Source organism: Sphingobium sp. ba1 (assembly GCF_000743655.1).
Lineage (GTDB): Bacteria > Pseudomonadota > Alphaproteobacteria > Sphingomonadales > Sphingomonadaceae > Sphingobium.
This window is the reverse complement of sequence record NZ_JPPQ01000069.1, coordinates 2,731,743-2,750,663: the sequence shown is the minus strand read 5'-3', so window position 1 is coordinate 2,750,663 and position 18,921 is coordinate 2,731,743. Positions and strand designations below refer to the sequence as shown.

17 protein-coding genes are annotated in these 18,921 nt (G+C 64.9%); 9 read left to right on the top strand and 8 right to left on the bottom strand.

Annotated features, from left to right (window positions below; all coding sequences use genetic code 11):
* Together IL54_RS16505 and IL54_RS16500 are read left to right on the top strand one after the other, a co-directional pair.
* Positions 1-803, top strand: an 803-nt coding sequence (locus tag IL54_RS16505) for a ligase-associated DNA damage response exonuclease (RefSeq protein WP_156106307.1), incomplete at its 5' end; no start/stop codon positions are given.
* A 118-nt stretch (positions 804-921) separates the two neighbouring features.
* Positions 922-2,505: a cisplatin damage response ATP-dependent DNA ligase gene (locus IL54_RS16500; protein ID WP_037476997.1), complete on the top strand. Its 1,584-nt coding sequence runs from the start codon at positions 922-924 to the stop codon at positions 2,503-2,505.
* Between the two features lie 81 nt (positions 2,506-2,586).
* Here IL54_RS16500 and IL54_RS16495 read toward each other — a convergent pair whose 3' ends face one another.
* Positions 2,587-3,150, bottom strand: coding sequence for a fasciclin domain-containing protein (locus IL54_RS16495; protein ID WP_037476994.1), 564 nt, complete (start codon positions 3,148-3,150; stop codon positions 2,587-2,589).
* A gap of 196 nt (positions 3,151-3,346) precedes the next feature.
* Here IL54_RS16495 and IL54_RS16490 point away from each other — a divergent pair, with 196 nt between their 5' ends.
* The 3 genes from IL54_RS16490 to IL54_RS16480 all read left to right on the top strand — a co-directional run bounded on the left by IL54_RS16490 (position 3,347) and on the right by IL54_RS16480 (position 7,187).
* Positions 3,347-4,552 carry a saccharopine dehydrogenase family protein gene (locus IL54_RS16490; protein ID WP_037478972.1) on the top strand — a complete coding sequence of 402 codons (1,206 nt, stop codon included), beginning with the start codon at positions 3,347-3,349 and terminating at the stop codon, positions 4,550-4,552.
* Between the two features lie 123 nt (positions 4,553-4,675).
* Positions 4,676-5,848: a carboxynorspermidine decarboxylase gene (locus tag IL54_RS16485; RefSeq protein ID WP_037476992.1), complete on the top strand. Its 1,173-nt coding sequence runs from the start codon at positions 4,676-4,678 to the stop codon at positions 5,846-5,848.
* A 148-nt stretch (positions 5,849-5,996) separates the two neighbouring features.
* Positions 5,997-7,187: a type III PLP-dependent enzyme gene (locus tag IL54_RS16480; protein WP_037476990.1), complete on the top strand. Its 1,191-nt coding sequence runs from the start codon at positions 5,997-5,999 to the stop codon at positions 7,185-7,187.
* Between the two features lie 69 nt (positions 7,188-7,256).
* Here IL54_RS16480 and IL54_RS16475 read toward each other — a convergent pair whose 3' ends face one another.
* The 7 genes from IL54_RS16475 to IL54_RS16445 are packed head-to-tail and all read right to left on the bottom strand — an operon-like array spanning position 7,257 to position 15,057.
* The gene (locus IL54_RS16475; RefSeq protein WP_037476989.1) at positions 7,257-8,462 is read right to left on the bottom strand and encodes a class I SAM-dependent RNA methyltransferase; all 1,206 of its coding nucleotides are present in this window, start codon (positions 8,460-8,462) and stop codon (positions 7,257-7,259) included.
* Positions 8,459-9,841 carry a bifunctional ADP-dependent NAD(P)H-hydrate dehydratase/NAD(P)H-hydrate epimerase gene (locus tag IL54_RS16470; protein WP_037476987.1) on the bottom strand — a complete coding sequence of 461 codons (1,383 nt, stop codon included), beginning with the start codon at positions 9,839-9,841 and terminating at the stop codon, positions 8,459-8,461. The genes IL54_RS16475 and IL54_RS16470 overlap by 4 nt, the downstream gene beginning before the upstream one ends.
* Positions 9,838-10,200 carry a hypothetical protein gene (locus IL54_RS16465; protein WP_037476984.1) on the bottom strand — a complete coding sequence of 121 codons (363 nt, stop codon included), beginning with the start codon at positions 10,198-10,200 and terminating at the stop codon, positions 9,838-9,840. Before IL54_RS16465 ends, IL54_RS16470 begins: the two co-directional genes overlap by 4 nt.
* Positions 10,197-10,910 carry an N-formylglutamate amidohydrolase gene (locus IL54_RS16460; protein WP_037476981.1) on the bottom strand — a complete coding sequence of 238 codons (714 nt, stop codon included), beginning with the start codon at positions 10,908-10,910 and terminating at the stop codon, positions 10,197-10,199. The genes IL54_RS16465 and IL54_RS16460 overlap by 4 nt, the downstream gene beginning before the upstream one ends.
* The gene (locus IL54_RS16455; protein ID WP_037476978.1) at positions 10,907-11,788 is read right to left on the bottom strand and encodes a 4-(cytidine 5'-diphospho)-2-C-methyl-D-erythritol kinase; all 882 of its coding nucleotides are present in this window, start codon (positions 11,786-11,788) and stop codon (positions 10,907-10,909) included. Before IL54_RS16455 ends, IL54_RS16460 begins: the two co-directional genes overlap by 4 nt.
* Positions 11,775-13,379 carry a tetratricopeptide repeat protein gene (locus tag IL54_RS16450; protein WP_037476975.1) on the bottom strand — a complete coding sequence of 535 codons (1,605 nt, stop codon included), beginning with the start codon at positions 13,377-13,379 and terminating at the stop codon, positions 11,775-11,777. Before IL54_RS16450 ends, IL54_RS16455 begins: the two co-directional genes overlap by 14 nt.
* 25 nt (positions 13,380-13,404) lie before the next feature.
* Positions 13,405-15,057: an electron transfer flavoprotein-ubiquinone oxidoreductase gene (locus tag IL54_RS16445; protein WP_037476972.1), complete on the bottom strand. Its 1,653-nt coding sequence runs from the start codon at positions 15,055-15,057 to the stop codon at positions 13,405-13,407.
* Between the two features lie 128 nt (positions 15,058-15,185).
* Between IL54_RS16445 and IL54_RS16440 the strand changes: the two genes are divergently transcribed.
* The 4 genes from IL54_RS16440 to dapB all read left to right on the top strand — a co-directional run.
* Positions 15,186-15,920 (top strand): uracil-DNA glycosylase family protein, encoded by a 735-nt coding sequence (locus tag IL54_RS16440; protein WP_237748919.1) that lies wholly within the window; start codon positions 15,186-15,188, stop codon positions 15,918-15,920.
* Positions 15,913-17,700: a lytic transglycosylase domain-containing protein gene (locus tag IL54_RS16435; protein ID WP_037476969.1), complete on the top strand. Its 1,788-nt coding sequence runs from the start codon at positions 15,913-15,915 to the stop codon at positions 17,698-17,700. Before IL54_RS16440 ends, IL54_RS16435 begins: the two co-directional genes overlap by 8 nt.
* Complete coding sequence (moaB, locus tag IL54_RS16430) at positions 17,700-18,227, top strand: molybdenum cofactor biosynthesis protein B (RefSeq protein ID WP_037476968.1); 528 nt, start codon at positions 17,700-17,702, stop codon at positions 18,225-18,227. Before IL54_RS16435 ends, moaB begins: the two co-directional genes overlap by 1 nt.
* 85 nt (positions 18,228-18,312) lie before the next feature.
* Positions 18,313-18,921, top strand: a 609-nt coding sequence (gene dapB / locus IL54_RS24310) for a 4-hydroxy-tetrahydrodipicolinate reductase (protein ID WP_037478970.1), incomplete at its 3' end; no start/stop codon positions are given.

Sequence of the window (18,921 nt, the reverse complement as noted above, 5' to 3'; positions counted from 1 at the left end):
CGGGCACGGCGGTCGGCTATGGCGAGGAAATCCGGCTGGGCGGCGTCACCATCCGCTATGTGCCTGCGGGTCATGTGCTGGGATCGGCGCAGATCGTGCTGACCCATGCGGGCGAGCGCGTCGTCGTGACCGGCGATTACAAGCGCCGTCCCGACCCCACTTGTCCCCCGTTCGAGCCGGTGCCCTGCGACATTTTCGTCACCGAAGCGACCTTCGGTCTGCCCGTCTTCCGCCATCCCGATACCGGCAGCGAGATCGACCGGCTGCTCGCCGCGCTCCACGCCAACCCTGACCGGAGCGTTTTGGTCGGGGCCTATGCGCTAGGCAAGGCGCAGCGGGTCATCTGCGAACTGCGCGCGCGCGGGCATAGCGACCCCATCTACCTCCATGGCGCGATGGAACGCATGTGTGCGCTCTATGCCGAACTCGGCGTCGAGATGGGCGACCTGCGCCCTGCCACCGGCGTCGCGGCCAAGGATATGCGCGGCGCGATCGTCGTCGCGCCACCCTCCGCGCTCAACGACCGCTGGAGCCGCTGCCTGCCCGACCCGATCACGGCCATGGCGTCAGGCTGGATGCGCGTGCGTCAGCGGGCGCGGCAGAAGAATGTCGAACTGCCGCTGATCCTGTCCGACCATGCCGACTGGGATGAGTTGACCGACACGATTCGCGAGGTCGCCCCCACCGAAACCTGGATCACCCATGGCCGCGAGGAAGCGCTGCTCCACTGGTGCATGACCCACCAGATCCGCGCCCGCGCGCTGGCGCTGGTCGGACGCGATGACGAGGAGGAGGAAGGGTGAACATGAATAGCGCCACCTTTCATCCGTTCGGGCTGAGCCTGTCGAAGCCCTTCTCTTTTCCTCAGAAGAAGAAAAGCCCTTCGACAGGCTCAGGGCGAACGGCAATCAAAGTCACATCATGAGATCCTTCTCCCAACTGCTCGACGCGCTCGTCTACACCCGCTCGCGCAATGGCAAGCTGGCGCTGATCGCCGCTTATCTCAGCGCCGCGCCGGACCCGGATCGCGGCTGGGCGCTCGCTGCCCTCACCGGCAATCTCGACCTCAAGGCGGTCAAATCCTCCGCCATTGGCGAGATGATCCGCGCCCGCGTCGATCCCGTCCTCTATGAAATGAGCCGCGACTATGTCGGCGATCTGGCCGAAACCGTCGCCTTGCTCTGGCCCCCGCCACCCAATGAACCGCCCGACCTGGACGATGGCACGCTGACACTCGCTACCGTGGTCGATCGCCTTCACGCCACCAGCCGCGCCGCCGCGCCCGACGTTTTGGCGCAGATGATGAACCATCTCGATGCGTCCGGCCGCTTCGCCCTGCTCAAACTCGCGACCGGGGGCTTGCGCGTCGGCATTTCCGCCCGCCTCGCCAAGACGGGTTTCGCACAGGCGTTCGGACTAGACGTCGATGATGTCGAACAGGTCTGGCATTCCCTGACCCCGCCCTATGCCGCATTGTTCGACTGGGCGGAGGGCCGCACCGAACGCCCCGACCCGTCGGGTACGCCCTTCTTCCGCCCTTTCATGCTCGCCCACCCGCTCGAAGCCGACAGCGTTGACCTCAGCGACTATGTCGCCGAATGGAAATGGGACGGCATCCGCATCCAGATCGTCGGCACGGGCAACGACACCCGCCTCTACAGCCGTGCGGGCGACGATATTTCCGCCAGCTTCCCCGAAATCGCCGCCGCCTTCACCGGCCATGCCGTGCTGGACGGCGAATTGCTGGTGCGCGGCGAGTTTCAGGGCGGCGAAGCGGCCAGTTTCAACGCCCTGCAACAACGGCTTGGCCGCAAGGTCGTCAGTGCCAAGATGCAGGCCGATTACCCCGCTTTCGTCCGCCTCTACGACCTGCTGCTCGAAGGCGACGAGGATTTACGCGCCCTGCCCTGGACCGACCGCCGCGCCCGGCTCGAAGCCTATATGCCGCAGCTCGACGCCACCCGCTTCGATCTGTCCGCCATCATCGACGCCGCCGATTTCGACGCGCTCGCCGACATCCGCGCCGGTGCCCGCGACGCCGCGATCGAAGGGGTGATGCTCAAGCGCCGCGATAGCCCCTATGTCGCCGGGCGCAAGGCCGCGCTCTGGTATAAATGGAAGCGCGATCCGCTGACCGCCGATTGCGTGATGATGTACGCCCAGCGCGGACACGGCAAACGCTCGTCCTTTTATTCCGACTATACGTTCGGCTGCTGGACGGCGGACGGCGAACTGCATCCGGTCGGCAAGGCCTATAGCGGCTTTACCGACGAGGAACTCAAGATGCTCGACCGCTTCGTTCGCCAGAATACGGTGGCGCGCTTCGGCCCGGTGCGGGAAGTCGAAAAGTCGCTGGTGCTGGAAGTCGCGTTCGACAGCATCCACGACAGCAAGCGGCACAAATCGGGCCTTGCCATGCGCTTTCCCCGCATCGCCCGGATCCGGCGCGACAAGCCTGCGGCAGAGGCGGATACGGTGGAGGAGTTGAAGAAGCTGGTGCGCTGAGCCTGCTTCACCAACACAAACGGGCCAGCAACGGGACTGTCCCGCCGCTGGCCCGCCGTCATTCATGTCACCCGACAGGGATCAGGGCATCAAGACCGTGTCGATGACATGAATGACGCCGTTGGACTGGTTGACGTCGGCGATGGTCACCTTGGACGTGCCGCCCTTGGCATCCTGCAGATACACGGCATCGCCATCCTTCCATGCGGTAAGTGGCTGGCCTTCCACCGTGGTCAGCGTTGCCTTGCCACCGGCGGCCTGTGCGGCGGCGATGATGTCGGCGGCGTTCATCTTGCCCGCGACAACATGGTAGGTCAGGATCTTCGTCAGCGTCGCCTTATTTTCCGGCTTCACCAGCGTATCGACCGTACCGGCGGGCAGCTTGGCAAAGGCGGCGTTGGTCGGCGCGAACACGGTGAACGGCCCGGCGCTCTTGAGCGTATCGACAAGGCCAGCGGCCTTGACGGCGGCGACCAGCGTCGTGTGATCCTTCGAATTGACGGCGTTATCGACGATATCCTTGGTCGGATACATGGCCGCGCCGCCGACCATCGGGTTCTTTCCCCTATGGTGATTGGCCAGGGCCGCGCCACTGACGGACAACAGGGTCGCGGCCAGCGCCAGCGAGACGTTCGAGAATTTCATGGGCTTACTTCCTCTTCCACGCATCGGCTTGATAGGGATGCGATGCCCTTACGCTTGCGGACTGGATAAGGTTGCGCCACTGCCCCTTAAGGCATGTGCTGTGCGCTCTGCCCAAGCATCTGACTTTGCGCTGTCACGCCAAGCCCCTATATGACCCTTTTAGCGCGCATGCCGCGTACAGGATATGGAGACGAGATTGAGCAAGGTTCTGGTCATCGGCGCAGGCGGCGTCGGGTCTGTCGCAGTTCACAAGATGGCGATGAACCCCGATATTTTCTCGCACATCACGCTGGCCAGCCGCCGCATCGTGAGTTGCGAGAAGGTCGCCGAATCGGTTCTGGCCCGCACCGGCGTCACCATCGACGTGGCGCAGGTCGATGCCGATGATGTCGCGGCCACCATCGCGCTCATTGAGAAGGTGCAGCCCAAGCTGGTCGTCAACCTGGCCCTGCCCTATCAGGATCTCAACATCATGGACGCGTGCCTCGCGACCAAGACCGACTATCTCGACACCGCCAATTACGAACCGCGCGACACGCCCAAGTTCGAATATGGCTGGCAATGGGCCTATCAGGATCGCTTCAAGGAAGCGGGCATCATGGCGTTGCTGGGTTCGGGATTCGACCCCGGCGTGACCAGCGTCTTCGCCAGCTACATCAAGAAGCATCTGCTCGACACGATCGACACGCTCGACATTCTCGACTGCAATGGCGGCGACCATGGCCAGCATTTCGCGACCAACTTCAACCCGGAAATCAACATCCGCGAAGTGACCGCGCCGTCGCGTCACTGGGAAGCGGGCGAATGGGTCGAAGGCCCGGCGCTCAGCCACAAGCAGACGTTCGACTTCGACCAGGTCGGCGAAAAGAATATGTACCTCATGTATCATGAGGAACTGGAAAGCCTCGCCAAATTCTATCCCGAAATCAAACGCATCCGTTTCTGGATGACGTTCGGCGACGCTTATTTGAAGCATCTCGAAGTCCTCCAGAATGTCGGCATGACCCGCATCGACCCGGTGATGTATGAGGGCAAGGAGATCATCCCGCTCCAGTTCCTCAAGGCCGTGCTGCCTGAACCATCGAGCCTGGGTTCCACCACCAAGGGCAAGACCAATATCGGCGACATCGCAACCGGCGTGAAGGATGGCGAGGCCAAGACCGTCTATCTCTATCAGGTGTGCGATCATGAGGACGCCTATGCCGAAACCGGCAACCAGGCAGTCAGCTACACCACCGGCGTCCCCGCGATGATCGGTGCCGCCATGATGCTGACGGGCGCGTGGCGCGGCGAAGGCGTGTTCAACATCGAACAGTTCGATCCCGATCCGTTCATGGACATGCTCAACAAACATGGCCTGCCCTGGCAGGTGAAGGAACTGGACGCGCCGCTTAACTTCTAACGCGCGGGCATCCCAGCCTGACTCCGTCATCCCCGCGCAGGCGGGGATCCATCTCCTGCCTAAGCCCTAGATGTGACGTCGGGAAATGGATTCCCGCCTTCGCGGGAATGACGAGGTTCTACCATGGAAACCAAAGCCGGCGATCCCGCCGCCTTCGCGCATTTCGATCTGTATCGCGTGCCTTCGCCCGCCTTCGTGGTGGATGAGGCCGCGATCCGGCGCAATCTGGCGATCCTCGCCGATGTTCGCGACCGCGCGGGCATCAAAGTGCTGGGCGCGCTCAAGGCCTTTTCCATGTGGTCGCTGGGCAGCGTCGTGGGCGAATATCTCGACGGCGTGTGCGCATCGGGCCTGTACGAAGCGCGCCTCGGCCGCGAGGAATATAAGGGCGAGGTCGCGACCTATTGCGCCGCCTACAAGCCCGACGACCTGGCCGAAATCCTCAAGATTTCCGACCATGTCATCTTCAACAGCCCCGGCCAGATCGCCCGCTTCAAGCCGCAGATCGACGCCGCCCGCGCGGCTGGGCATGATTTCGACATCGGCCTGCGCATCAACCCGCAAAACCCGGAGGGCGAGGTCGCCAAATATGACCCGTCGCAGCCGCACAGCCGCCTCGGCTTTCCCGTCAGCCAATTAACACCCGATCATCTTGCGGGCGTCGACGGCATTCATTTCCATAATCTGTGCGAACAGGATTTGGCACCGCTCGAACGCACCTGGGCGGCGGTCGAACCCCATATCCTACCGCATCTTTCGACCCTCAAATGGCTGAATTTCGGCGGCGGTCACCACATCACCCGCGCCGATTATCAGCGCGACGATCTCGTCGCCTTTCTCCAGGGCGTGAAGGCTAAGACCGGCCTCACACTATACCTGGAACCGGGCGAAGCTATGGCGCTCGACGCAGGCATATTGGTCGGCGAAATTCTCGACGTGATCGACAATGGCATGCCTGTCGCCATCACCGACATCTCCGCCACCTGCCACATGCCCGACGTGATCGAGGCACCCTATCGCCCCGCGATGCTGCATGAGCCGAGCGAAGGCCCGCTGGTCCGACTCGGTGGCCCCTCCTGCCTTGCCGGGGACATTATCGGCGATTACCGAATCCCCGGTGGCGCGGAACCCGGCGCGCGTATCGCCTTCCTTGACCAGGCCCATTATTCGATGGTCAAGACCAATAGCTTCAACGGCGTGCCCCTGCCCGCCATCTGGCTTTGGAACTCGTCCACCGACGATCTCCGGCAAATCCGGGCCTTTTCCTATCAGGACTTCAAGGCCCGTCTCTCCTGACGCACGCTTCGCGCGACCTTGCGCAACAAAATTTTCATATGCGCTTTACAGGGGAGACCCCTCCGCATATAGCGGCCGTCCGCTGCCCCATGGGACTTCCACCGCAAGGCAGCTTCTTTCACCTTGACTACACTGGAGGTCCCTTGAATTGCACAAGCATCCTAGCGCGCTGGGGGTAGCAACCGCCCTCACACCGGCAGCACCGGTAACGCTTATTCGTCCCCAAGCTGCGGCTCGGGCAGCCCGATTCTTCGTCGAGAAGTTTCCGGGGCGCTCGCTCTATGCGGTGAAGGCGAACCCCTCGCCCGATTTGCTTCGGACATTGTGGGACAGCGGTATCTCGCACTATGACGTTGCTTCCATCGCGGAAGTGCGCCTCGTCGCCGAAACGCTGCCGGACGCGAAGCTTTGCTTCATGCATCCGGTCAAGGCTGAAGAAGCCATTGCCGAAGCCTATGCCGTCCATGGCGTTCGCACCTTCTCGCTCGACACGATCGACGAGTTGGAAAAGATCATGCGCGCCACCAATGATGCGACCGATCTGGAACTGTGCGTCCGTCTGCGCGTGTCGTCCGAGCATAGCGAACTGTCCCTCGCGTCGAAATTTGGCGCGGAACTGGGCGAGACCCGCGATCTGCTGATGGCCACCCGTCAGGCCGCCGATGCCTTGGGCATCTGCTTCCATGTCGGCAGCCAGGCGATGAGCCCGCAGGCCTATAGCGACGCGATCGAACGCGTCCGCGCGGCGATCGTCGATGCGGCCGTGACGGTCGACATCATCGATGTCGGCGGCGGCTTTCCGTCCATCTATCCCGGCATGGAGCCGGTCGCGCTCGAAAATTATTTCGACGCGATCCACCGTGGCTTTGAAAGCCTGCCGGTCAGCTATTCGTCCGAATTGTGGTGCGAACCCGGCCGGGCCTTGTCCGCCGAATATAGCTCCATCATCGTCCGGGTAGAGCGCCGTCGCGGCACCGAACTCTACATCAACGACGGTGCCTATGGTGCCTTGTTCGATGCGGCGCATATCGGCTGGCGCTTCCCCGTCGCGCTGCTGCGCGAAGAGGATAGCATGGCGGAGCAGACCGGCTTCTCCTTCTACGGCCCGACCTGCGACGATATGGACCATATGGTCGGTCCGTTCATGCTGCCCGCCGATGTCGGCGTCGGCGACTATATCGAGATCGGCATGTTGGGTGCTTATGGCGCGGCGATGCGGACCGGCTTCAACGGCTTCACGTCGGAAGCGACGATCGAAGTGGAGGATGCGCCGATGGCCAGCCTCTATGCCGAAGCCGTACCCGCCCGCCGTCGCGCAACCGTCATCAAGCTGGGCTAAACCGACCTCGGTTTCCCTGTTGGAGAGGATGCCAGTCCCTCGCCGCTCCCCCTGCGGCGAGGGACTTTTTTATCGGTGGAAGATGCCGACCATCTCGACATGGGTGGACCAGCGGAACTGCCCGACCGGGCGCACGCTCTCCAGGCGATAGCCGCCCGCGATCAGATGCACCGCGTCGCGCGCGAAACTCGCCGGATTGCAGGAGACATAGGCGATCACCGGCACGGTCGAGGCCGCCAGTTGCATCACCTGTTCCCTCGCGCCCGCGCGCGGCGGGTCCAGCACGACGGCGGCAAAACGGTTGAGTTCCTCCGGCGTCAGCGGACGTCGGAACAGGTCGCGATGATCCGCCACCATCCGCCGCTGCGCCCGCTGCCCCGCCAGCTTGAGCGCGAGCAGCACATCACGCGCGCCCTCGGCCGCATAGACGGGCCTCTTCGCACCCAGCGCCAGCGCGAAGGTGCCGAGGCCACTGAACAGGTCGGCAATCGCCCCCGTCTCCGGCATCGCATCGCGCACCGCTGCGACCAGCGCCGCTTCGCCATCGGGCGTCGCCTGCAAGAAGGAGAAAGCCGGAAAGCCGACCGCCACGCCGCCGAACGTCACCGTCGTCGCTTCGGGTTCCCAGCGCGTTTGCGGCCCGTCGCCCTCGTCGATCGTCAGCCGGGCAAGCCCATGGGTCCGCGCGAAATCGCCCAGCCCTTCGTCCGCCGCCAATCCCTCGACCTGCACTCCTTCCAGCAGCAGGTCGACGCCCTGGTCGATCAACGACATGCGGACATGCGCGGCCCGCTTGTCCGGCAGGATCAGCGCCAGCAAATCCCGCAACGGCGCCAGCAGCGCGAACAGGCGCGGGTCGAGCACCGTACACATGGTCAGGTCAATCAGCGTGTGGCTGCCCGCCTCGGCAAAGCCGATGATGATCTTGCGCCCCGATCGCGCCGCCCGCAGCGACGCGCGCCGCCGCGTCATCGGCGGCGACAGATGGGCGGGCAGCACCGTCTGCGCCGTCACCCCTTGTCCGGCGAGCGCCCCGACCACCCGCCCGGTCACGAAATCGGACAGGCTGGCGTCATCGAGATGCTGTAGCTCGCAGCCGCCACAGGCCGGAAAATGCACGCAGGGCGGCGCGACATGATGGGGTCCGCGCTCAACCATGCCATCGGGCAAGAGCCGGTCGCCCGGTGCGGTCAGCGCCGCGTGGCGGCCATCGGCGGTGATGCCATCGCCCTTGGCGGCGATACGGATGATGATGTCTGGGTCGCTGTCTGTCACAATCGCGCGGCGATAGCCGCTGGCAGCGCATCAGGCAAATCATCGGCAACGAACGCCGCGTCCGACCGCCGCGCGGCATCACCATGCAGCCATACCGCCTCGCTCTCGGCACGAAACGGATCGCCCGTCACCGCCAGCCGCCCGGCGACCAGCCCGGCCAGCACATCGCCGGTCCCGGCAGTCGACAGCCAGCTCGAAGCGCCTGCCGCCACGGCAACCCGTCCATCCGGCGCAGCGATCACGCTGTCCGCGCCCTTGTAGATCACCACCGCGCCGCTTTGCGCCGCCGCCGCCCGCGCGCGATCAATCTTGCTGCCGGGCAGGTCGCCGAACAGCCGTCGAAACTCGCCTTCATGCGGCGTCAGGATCGCGCCGCGCGGAATGGCATCGACAGCCAACAGCGTCAGCGCATCGGCATCCAGCACTAGCCGATGGCCCGCCGCCACCACTGCCGCCAGCCGATCACGCGCCACCGCATCGCGTCCCAAGCCCGGCCCGACCAGCACAACAGCGATTCGCTCATCGTCCAGCGCCCTCGCAACGTCCGCCGCCGTCTGCGCCTGCTGATGAATGATGGCATCCGGTCCGGTCACCGCCCCATCCATGGCGAACAGCCGAACCATGCCAGCACCCGACATCGCCGCCGATCGCGCCGCCAGCCGCGCCGCGCCGGGCATGGATCCACCGACCACCGCCACCAGGCCGCGTGTATATTTATGCGTATCCGCCCCCGGAGCCATGAGCCGGGGCGGCCCCAGCCGGTGAACCTGATCCGGCGCAGAAATGCCAATCGGCGCAGTGATCAGCCGCTCGAAACAGCCCGCCGCCGGATAGAGAAGATGCGCGGGCTTGAGCGCACCTAACGCGATGCAAAGCCCAAAGCGCGGCACGGCGGAAAGAAGCGCACCGCTATCCGTCTCCACCCCGCTCGGCAGGTCGATGGCATAGCTATGGCTCGCCGCGTTGGTCAGTTCAGCCAATCGCGCGACAGCCGCCCCGTCCAATCCGCGCGACAGGCCGGTGCCGAACAGCGCATCCACCAGCTGGCTCGCAGGTGCGGCCATCGCCAACTCCTCGACCGGCCCGCCCCATTCGGCGCGGGCGCGCTGGCTCGACGGCGTGCGGCTCTCGCCCAGCGCCGCCACCCGCACCGCCACGCCCCGTTCGCGCAGCAACCGCGCAATCACATAGCCATCGCCGCCATTATTGCCCGGCCCGCACAAGACCAGCGTGTCGCGCAGTCCACCTGCCCGCCAGATGATCGCGGCAGCCGCCGCGCCTGCGCGCTCCATCAGCGCATAGTCCGGGACACCCGACGCAAACACCGCCTGCTCCGCCGCCCGCATCTGCGCAGCGGTCAGGATCGGCGTGCCCGTCATCGGGGCGCGGCCCCCGCCACTTGAACCGGCATGCGGTAGCGGTCACCGCCGATGCGGATTTCGATCTGATCCTTGTCGATCAACTGGAGCTTGGCTTCCTCGGCGCCGTCAGCGGCCTCAAGCCCCCGGCCATCGTCCAGCACCGTGAAGCGGCGAAACCCGCCATCGGGATGCCGGATCGTCAGCTTACTGCCCGCCCGCTCCACCGCACAATCCCGCGCCCAGGCCGCATCAGGCCCGATCGCACATTCCGCCATGCCGTCATCAACGCGCGCGTCCGGCCCATTTCCCAACACCGAGGGGTCGGCCCCGCACGCCGAAAGGCTCAGCAACAGCCCCCAATAGCCGTGACGCCTCATGTCAGCGCACTCCGGCAAGCCAGCACCACCGGTCCCAGCAGATCGGCAAAGCGTCGCTGCCCCGCCGGGTCCGCGACCAAATCCTGCCGCATCTCGATACCCAGATACGGGATGCCATTGGCTTCGGCATGGCGGTTCATCGTCGCATTGAGCAGCTTGCCCGAATAGGGCTGCTGGTCGCCGACGATCAGCCCTGCCGCCTCCAGCAAGGGAATGGCGATTCGCGCTGCGCGATCATCCTCGCCATAGAGGATGCCGATCTCCCACGGCCGCTGCTCCGGGTCGCTCGCCAGCCGGGGGGTGAAACTGTGGACGGACAGGATGAAGGGCGAGGCCATCATGGCCAGTCGCTGCCCGATCGCATGATGATAGGGATGATAAAAGCGCCGCATCCGGTCGGACAGGTCAGCAGCGCGGTTGCCTGATATCACATGGCCATCGCTCATCACCGGCAACAGGCCGGGCGCATCCTCTTCGCGGTTGAGGTCGATCACCAGCCGCGACACGCCGCCCAATGTTGCCGTGCCACCCAATTGCGCAGCGAGCAGCCGACTGACCGCCGCCACGCCAATGTCGATCGCAATATGGTTGGCACGCAGCACCGGGTCGATGCCAAGATCGATATCCTTCGGCACATGCGCCGACGCATGATCGGTAACGATCAGCAGGTCCAGCCCACCCGCTTCGACCAGGGTAAAGGCCTCGCTCATGCCACGCCGATCCGTGTTTCCATCACCCACCAATCGGGATGGGCGATGCGCACCGCCATTGCTGCGTCGGCCAAAGCGGCGTCATCCGCGAACAAGGCAAAGCAGGTCGCGCCCGATCCCGACATACGGGCAAGGACCAGCCCCGGTTGCGCGTTGAGACAATCTAGCACCTCCGCAATCACCGGAGCCACCGCAATCGCCGGTGATTCCAGATCATTGCGGCCCGAACCTGTCAGCGCATCCAAGCTCCCGGCATCAAGCGGCCCACGATCCTGCCTGTCCCACCCGGCAAAGACCTGCCCCGTTGGCACGGCAACGCCCGGATTGACCAGCAGCATCGCCATGCCCGCCAGCCCCTCGACCGCATGCCGAGCAAGTCCCTCGCCCCGCCCCGTGACCAGTTGCGTCACGCTGGCGATGCAAGCCGGCACGTCCGATCCCAGATCGAGCGCCAGCGCCGCCAGTTCCCGCTCCTCGATGCGGACATCCCACAGCCACACCAGCAGTCGCAAGGTCGCGGCGGCATCGGCCGATCCGCCACCAATTCCGGACGCCACCGGCAAGATCTTGGTCAACCGGATCGCCGCACCCCGCTGTTCACCGAGATAGGATTGCAACGCCCGCGCCGCCTTCACCACCAGATTGCCCGGCCCCGCATCCAGCGCGCCGCCGAACGGCCCGTCGATCATCAGGTCGATCGCGCCATCATCCGTCGCCTGGCCGATCAGCCGGTCGCCATGCTCGGCAAAAACGAACAGGCTTTCCAGCGCATGATAGCCATCGTCCCGCCGCGCCCGCACATGCAGCGCGACATTGACCTTGGCATAAGCGGTTTCGACGAAGCTATCGGCCTCCAGTTCCGCGTCAGGGTGCGGCATATTCGGGCTTCAATCCTTCCTTGGTCTTGGCGGCAATCCGCGTCGCCACGTCGCCCTCCGCATGGATCGACGCCGCGGCCCAGGCATAGCGCGCTTCATAGCGTCGCCCGGCGGTCCACAGCGCGTCGCCCAGATGCTCGTTGATGGTCACGTCGGCCGGGGCGCCCGCTGCCGCCCGTTCCAGCACGGGGACGGCGGCTTTGACGTCGCCCGTGACGAACTGCGCCCATCCCAGCGAATCGGTAATGGACGGGTCTTGCGGCTTGAGCGCACTTGCCTTTTTGAGCATGTCGAGCGCCGCCGCGACATTCTGACGCCGCTCGATCTGCGCATAGCCCAGATAATTGAGGATGACCGGCTCATTGGGCGCCAGCGCCGCAGCCCGTTCCAGCACCGCGCGCGCTTCGTCCCAGCGCTTGCCCTGTTCCAGCGCACTGCCTTCGAACAGCAGCAGCGACCAGGGCGGGGCCGCATCGCCAAAACGCGCCTGCGCCGCGCGAAACGCGCCTGCTGCGCCATCGAAATCCTTCTGCTCGGCGAGCAGGCGGCCCAGCCGCACATGGCGCTCCGCCTCCGCGTCAGGCTCCACCGCCAGCGTGCGCGCGAGCGTCAGCGCCGCGTCCATCTGGCCATCGGCCGCCAGCGCGTCCACCCGCTCCGCTTGCGCCAGCGCGCCATACCAACCGGCAGGCGGCACCTTGTCCACTTGCGCGATCGCGGCTTTGGCAAAACCCGCGACCGTCAACAGCCGCGCGGCAATGATATGATTTTCCGGCGAATCAGGATCGGCAAAGGTCGCGATCCGCGCCAGCCGCAGCGCCAGCCCAACGCCCTCCCGATCCGACCCGATATCCACCGCCAACCGCGCCAGCAACCGCGCATAGCCCTGCGCCGGGGTCAGTGGCGCAGCCTTGATCCTGCGTCGCTCGATCTCGGCCCGCGCCTGTCTGAAATGCGCCTGGCCCGGTGGCAACAGCAGCAGCGCTTCCGCCTTGGCCTTGCGCCCCGCCAATTGGGTGGCGAAGGACAGGCGCAACCCGGCATCGGCGGGCCGCAATGCGATCGCGCGACGCAGCGGCGGCTTCGCGCCTTCGATGTCCCCCGCGTTCAACGCCAGCAGCGCCTGATGTTCATCGACATAACGCTGCGCTAACGCCGCGAATCGATCCTTCGCATCAATGGCGAGCGGCACGGAACCACCTTCGCCCATCGCGATCCAGCTCCGCAAAATCGGGCCGAGAAAGGCGAAATTGCCCTCCTCTTCCATCCGGTCGGCCAGCGTCGCGGCGGCAACCCAGTTGCGCTGCTCCAGCGCCTCGCCGATCCGCAACAAGGTGCCATCGCGCGGCAACAAGCCCGCCTGGTCCAGCAAAGCCGCTGATCGCAGCGCCAGCGCCTTGTCCCCGCTCTCCAGCGCCTGAACATAGGCGCGTTCGGCGATCTCGACCCGGTCGGGGTCGAGTGCCAGCGCCTCGCCATAATGGGCGACGGCGAGCGCCAGCGCGCCGTCGCTATCCGCCAACCGCGCCTGCGCGTAAGTGTGCAGCGCGCTTTGCGGATCGACCGATGCCCCGGCGGCGGCCGGGATCATCAGCGAGAGAGACAGGATCAGGCGCTTACATATTGGGATAATTCGGTCCTCCGCCGCCTTCGGGTACGACCCAATTGATATTCTGGGTCGGGTCCTTGATATCGCACGTCTTGCAGTGGACGCAATTCTGCGCGTTGATCTGGAAACGGGGATTGCCCTCTTCCTCACCCACCACTTCATAGACGCCTGCCGGACAATAACGCTGCGCCGGTTCGTCATAAAGGGGCAGATTATAGCTGATCGGGATCGCCGGGTCCTTCAGCTGCAGATGGACCGGCTGGTCCTCCTCATGATTGGTGTTCGACAGGAACACCGAGGACAGGCGATCGAAGCTGACCACGCCATCGGGCTTGGGATAGGCGATCTTGGCGCAGGCGTCCTTGTGCCAGATCTTCTCATTGTCGGGCTTGTGCTTCATCGTGAAGGGCAGGCCGATCTTGAGCGTCCGCATCCACATGTCGATGCCCGCCAGCAGCGTGCCGGTCGTGCCGCCAAATTTGGACAGCAGCGGTTCGGCATTTTTGACAAGCTTCAATTCGTCGGCGATCCAGCTCGACCGCACGGCGGCGTCATAGTCGGTAAGGCTGTCACTCGTCCGTCCCGCCTGCACAGCGGCAAAGGCGGCTTCGGCCGCCAGCATGCCCGACTTCATCGCCGTATGCGTGCCCTTGATGCGGGGCACGTTAACAAAGCCAGCAGAACAGCCGATCAGCGCGCCGCCGGGGAAGTCCAGCTTGGGCACTGACTGCCAGCCGCCTTCGTTGATTGCGCGCGCACCATAGGACACACGACGACCGCCTTCGAGAAACTTGCGGATGTCGGGATGCTGTTTCCAGCGCTGAAATTCTTCGAACGGGTAGAGATGCGGGTTGCGGTAACCCAGTCCCACAACGAAGCCCAATGCCACCTGGCCATTGGCCTGATGATAGAGGAAGCCGCCGCCATAGGCATCGGTCAGCGGCCAGCCCTGACTGTGGATCACCAAGCCGGGCTGATGCAGCGCCGGATCAATGTCCCACAATTCCTTCATGCCCAGGCCATAGACCTGCGGCTCGCTGTCCGCGTCCAGCGCAAACTGGCGCTTCAAGATCTTAGTGAGGTGCCCGCGCGCGCCTTCGGCGAAGAAGGTATATTTGGCGTGGAGTTCTAGGCCGGGCTGATAATCGCCCTTATGCTTGCCTTCGCGATCGACACCCATGTCACCGGTGGCGACACCCTTCACGCTGCCATCTTCATGATAGAGGATCTCGGCGGCGGCAAAGCCGGGGAAGATTTCGACGCCCAGCCCCTCGGCCTGCTCAGCCAGCCAGCGGCACAGATTGCCCAGCGATCCGGTATAGGTGCCCTTATTATGCATCCAGCCCGGCGTCATGATGTGCGGCATGGCCATCTTGCCGGACTTGGTCAGGAACCAATGCTGGTTGTCGGTCACCGGCGTTTGCGCCAGCGAACAGCCCATGTCGCGCCATTGCGGCAGCAACTCATCGAGCGCCTTGGGATCGATCACCGCGCCCGACAGGATATGCGCCCCGATTTCGGAGCCTTTTTCCAGTACGCACACGGCCAGCTCCTGGCCCGCGTCAGTGGCAAGCTGTTTCAGCCGGATCGCCGCAGACAGTCCAGCTGGTCCACCGCCGACGATGACGATGTCATAGGGCATCGATTCCCGTTCGCTCATAGTCCCTCCATATCGGCGTCCGGCGGGCTGCACCCCGATCTTCCGATCGCCTTATTACTCCAACACTCTACCATCACAGGCGATGAAGCACCTTGACCCCCTCGTCAACCTCTGGCCCTTAGGAGCATATGCGGGGATCAATGCAGGACAATGCGGCGCTGGGTGCCGACGCCTATCTGGCGTGGTGGCAGCTTGCCGGCGTGGAAGGCGCGGTGGCGGAAACGCCCGTCAACTGGTTGCGTCCGGTCTTGGCCGCTACGGCATCAGCGGCGCAATCGAGCGTCCCGATTGCTCCCCCAGTCGCCAAACCGCAGGATTTGCAGGCGTTTCAGACGTGGCTCGCAAGCGATGCGGGGCAGCCCGAACAACGCTGGGCGGGCCGCGCGATTCTGCCGACCGGGCCGATCGATGCGCCCTTGATGATCGTCACCGACATGCCCGATCCCGCCGATATCGAGCAAGGAATGCTATTGGCCGATCGGGCGGGTGCCTTGTTCGATTCGATGCTGCGCGCCATCGGCCTCGACCGGGCACATTGCTATATCGCCTCCCTGTTTTTTGCCCGCCCGCCCGGCGGCATGGTGGAGGCAAGCGACATCGCGAGCGCCGCCACGCGCATGGCCACCCATGTCCATCTCGCCCGGCCCCGCCGCCTGCTTCTGCTCGGCGATCGGACGATCCGTGCGCTGATGCAGACGGGCGGTGGCGAGGCGTCTACTGCTTTACCCGGCTTTAACCATGATGGCGGCATTGTGCCCGTCGTCGCCACATTTCACCCCCGCCTGCTGCTCACGCAACCAGCGGCCAAGGCGCAATGCTGGCGCGCTTTGCAAAGCCTTATCGAGGAAACCGACCATGACTAGAGCCGCGACGCGCCTGTCCTGCCTGGCCCTGTTCGCAATGGGTGTTGCCGCCGCGCTGCCCGTGTCGGCGGAAACGACCGGCACCTTGCCGCCGGCATCGGCGGCTTTGGTCAGCAACTCCCCGCTTGTCCTGTCGGACGGGGACAAGGCCCGCTATCGCAGCATCTTCGTCGCCCTGCGCGATCAGAAATGGTCCGACGCCCGCGCGATGATCGACGCGCTGGACGCGAAGGATGCTATGCAGCCGCTGGCGTTGTCCGAACTCTATCTCGCAAAGGGATCGCCCAGGGTCGAACTGTTCGACCTGCTCGACCTGGTGAACAAAGCCGCCTGGCTCCCCAAGGCCGACCAACTTTCCCGCCTGGCGCAAAAGCGCGGCGCGACCATCCTGCCGATCCTGCCGCAAGTGCAGAAGATGGTCTGGCTGGGCGCCGCCCCCCGCCGCGAATATGTCGCCGCGGTCAAGACCGACATGCTGGCCCAGGCGCTCGCGGGCCAAATTCAAACGTACATCAAAGCGGACAACCCCATCGGCGCCGAAGCGCTGCTGGCAAGCGGCGAAGCGGGCCTGACGCCTGAAGGCCTGACTGAGGTACGCCAGCGGGTTGCCTGGGCCTATTATATCGAAAGCGACGATAGCAATGCCCGGCGCATGGCCGCGCGCGCGTTGGAAGCGCGGGCTGGCGGCGACTGGAGCGTACAGGCCCACTGGACCGCTGGCCTTGCCGCCTGGCGTCAGAATGACTGTCGCGCCGCCGCCCCGTCCTTCGCCAATGTCGCGGCGCTGGCCGGTAACAACGACATGCGCGCGGCCGGTGCCTATTGGGCGTCGCGCGCCTATATGGTGTGCGGCGAAGCGGACAAGGTCCAAAATTATCTCAAGCTCGCCAGCCGGTCGGAAGAGACCTTTTACGGTCTGCTGGCCCGCGAATCGCTTGGCCTGCCACTCGGCGCTGCGCCTGTCACCAACCGGTTCGGCGCGTCCGAATGGCAATTGCTCAAGGACAGCCCCAATGCCCGCGCCGCCATTGCGCTGAGCGCCATCGGCGAAAACGCCCGTGCCGAAGAATTGCTGCGCCATCAGGCGAAGATTGGTGGCACCGGCCATTATGACGCACTGATCCGCCTCGCCAGCGCGCTCAGCCTGCCCGAAACCCAATTATGGCTCGCCCATAACGGCCCCGCTGGCAAGCAGCCCGAAAGTTTCGCCCGCTTCCCCGCCCCCAACTGGCAGCCCGATGGCGGCTGGCGCGTCGACCCGGCGCTGATCTACGCCCACACCCTACAGGAATCGGGCTTCCGATCGCAGGTCGTTTCGAGCGCAGGCGCGCGCGGCCTGATGCAGGTGCGGCCCGGCACCGGCAGCGACATGGGCCTCGCCTCGGCTGACCAATTGTTCGTGCCGTCGACTAACATGGAATTTGGCCAGCGCTATCTCGAAGCGCTGCGCGACATGAGCGCGACCGGCGGACTGCTGCCCAAGGTCATGGCGGCGTATAATGCCGGGCCGATGCCTGTCGAACGCTGGAACAGCGAAGTGAAGGACAAGGGCGACCCGCTGCTCTTCATGGAATCGCTACCCTATTATGAAACCCGCGCCTATGTGAACATCGTCATGCGCAATTACTGGATGTATCAGATCCAGGGCAAGGGCAGCGCCGATTGCCTGACCGGCATGGCCCAGGGCTTGTGGCCGACCTTCCCGACTTCCAAGGGCATGAAGCTGGTGCGGCTGAGCAAGGCCGATGGGCGTGGCAGCATGGGTGGCGGTTCGGACTGATGCCGATCGATGAAAGCCGGGCCTTCATCCCTGTACGCATCGCTGTACTGACAGTGTCGGACACGCGCGGACTGGCCGATGATCGCTCCGGCGACGCGCTGGTCGAACGGCTGGAAAAAGCGGGCCATATCCTCGCCGGTCGCTATGTCGAACGCGACGACAAGGCGGCGATCGTGGCACGACTGCACACCTGGATCGACGACCCGAAGGTCGACGTGATCCTGACCACCGGCGGCACCGGCGTTACCGGGCGCGACGTGACCCCCGAAGCGGTGGCGCAGGTGCAGGACAAGGAAATTCCGGGTTTCGGCGAACTGTTCCGTTGGCTCAGCTATCAGAAGATCGGCACCTCCACGATCCAGTCCCGCGCCACCGCCTGCGTCGCGCGCGGCACCTATATCTTCGCCCTGCCCGGCTCCACCGGCGCGGTGAAGGATGCCTGGGACGGCATATTGATCACCCAACTCGACAGCCGGTTTCGTCCCTGCAATTTTGTCGAACTGATGCCGCGCCTCAACGAGCGCTGAGACGCCCCTTCCCTGCCGTGCGGGGATGACAAAAGCGCGTCGCTCTGGCATCCGCGCTTCCCAGCACAACAGGGACGGCGTCTTCATGATCAGCATCGGAATTTTCGGGGCCGCAGGCCGCATGGGGCAGACAATCGCCGCAGTCGCGACGGAAGCGGGCTTGGGCCTGGCGGGCGGCACCGACCGCGCAGGCAGCGGCGAGATCGCACCGGGTATCCCGATCACGACCGATGTCGCAGCACTGGCCCAGGCAAGCGACGTGCTTATCGATTTCTCCGTCCCCGGCGCGCTGTCCGCCCATCTCGATGCCTGCATCGCCGCCCACAAGCCGATCCTGATCGGCACGACCGGGCTGGAGCCTGTCCATCACGCGCTGATCGATCAGGCGGCGCTGGTCATTCCCGTGCTCCAGACCGGCAATACATCGCTCGGCGTCAACCTGCTCGCCGCCCTCGTGGAACAAGCCGCCGCTGGGCTGGGGGACGACTGGGATATCGAAATCGTGGAGATGCACCACCGGCACAAAGTCGATGCCCCTTCCGGCACCGCCCTGCTGCTCGGTGAGGCGGCAGCGCGCGGACGCGGTATCGACCTTGCCGACCATAGCGAACGCGGCCGCGATGGCATTACAGGCGCACGGGCCAAGGGCGCGATCGGCTTTGCCGCCTTGCGCGGCGGATCGGTGGCGGGCGAC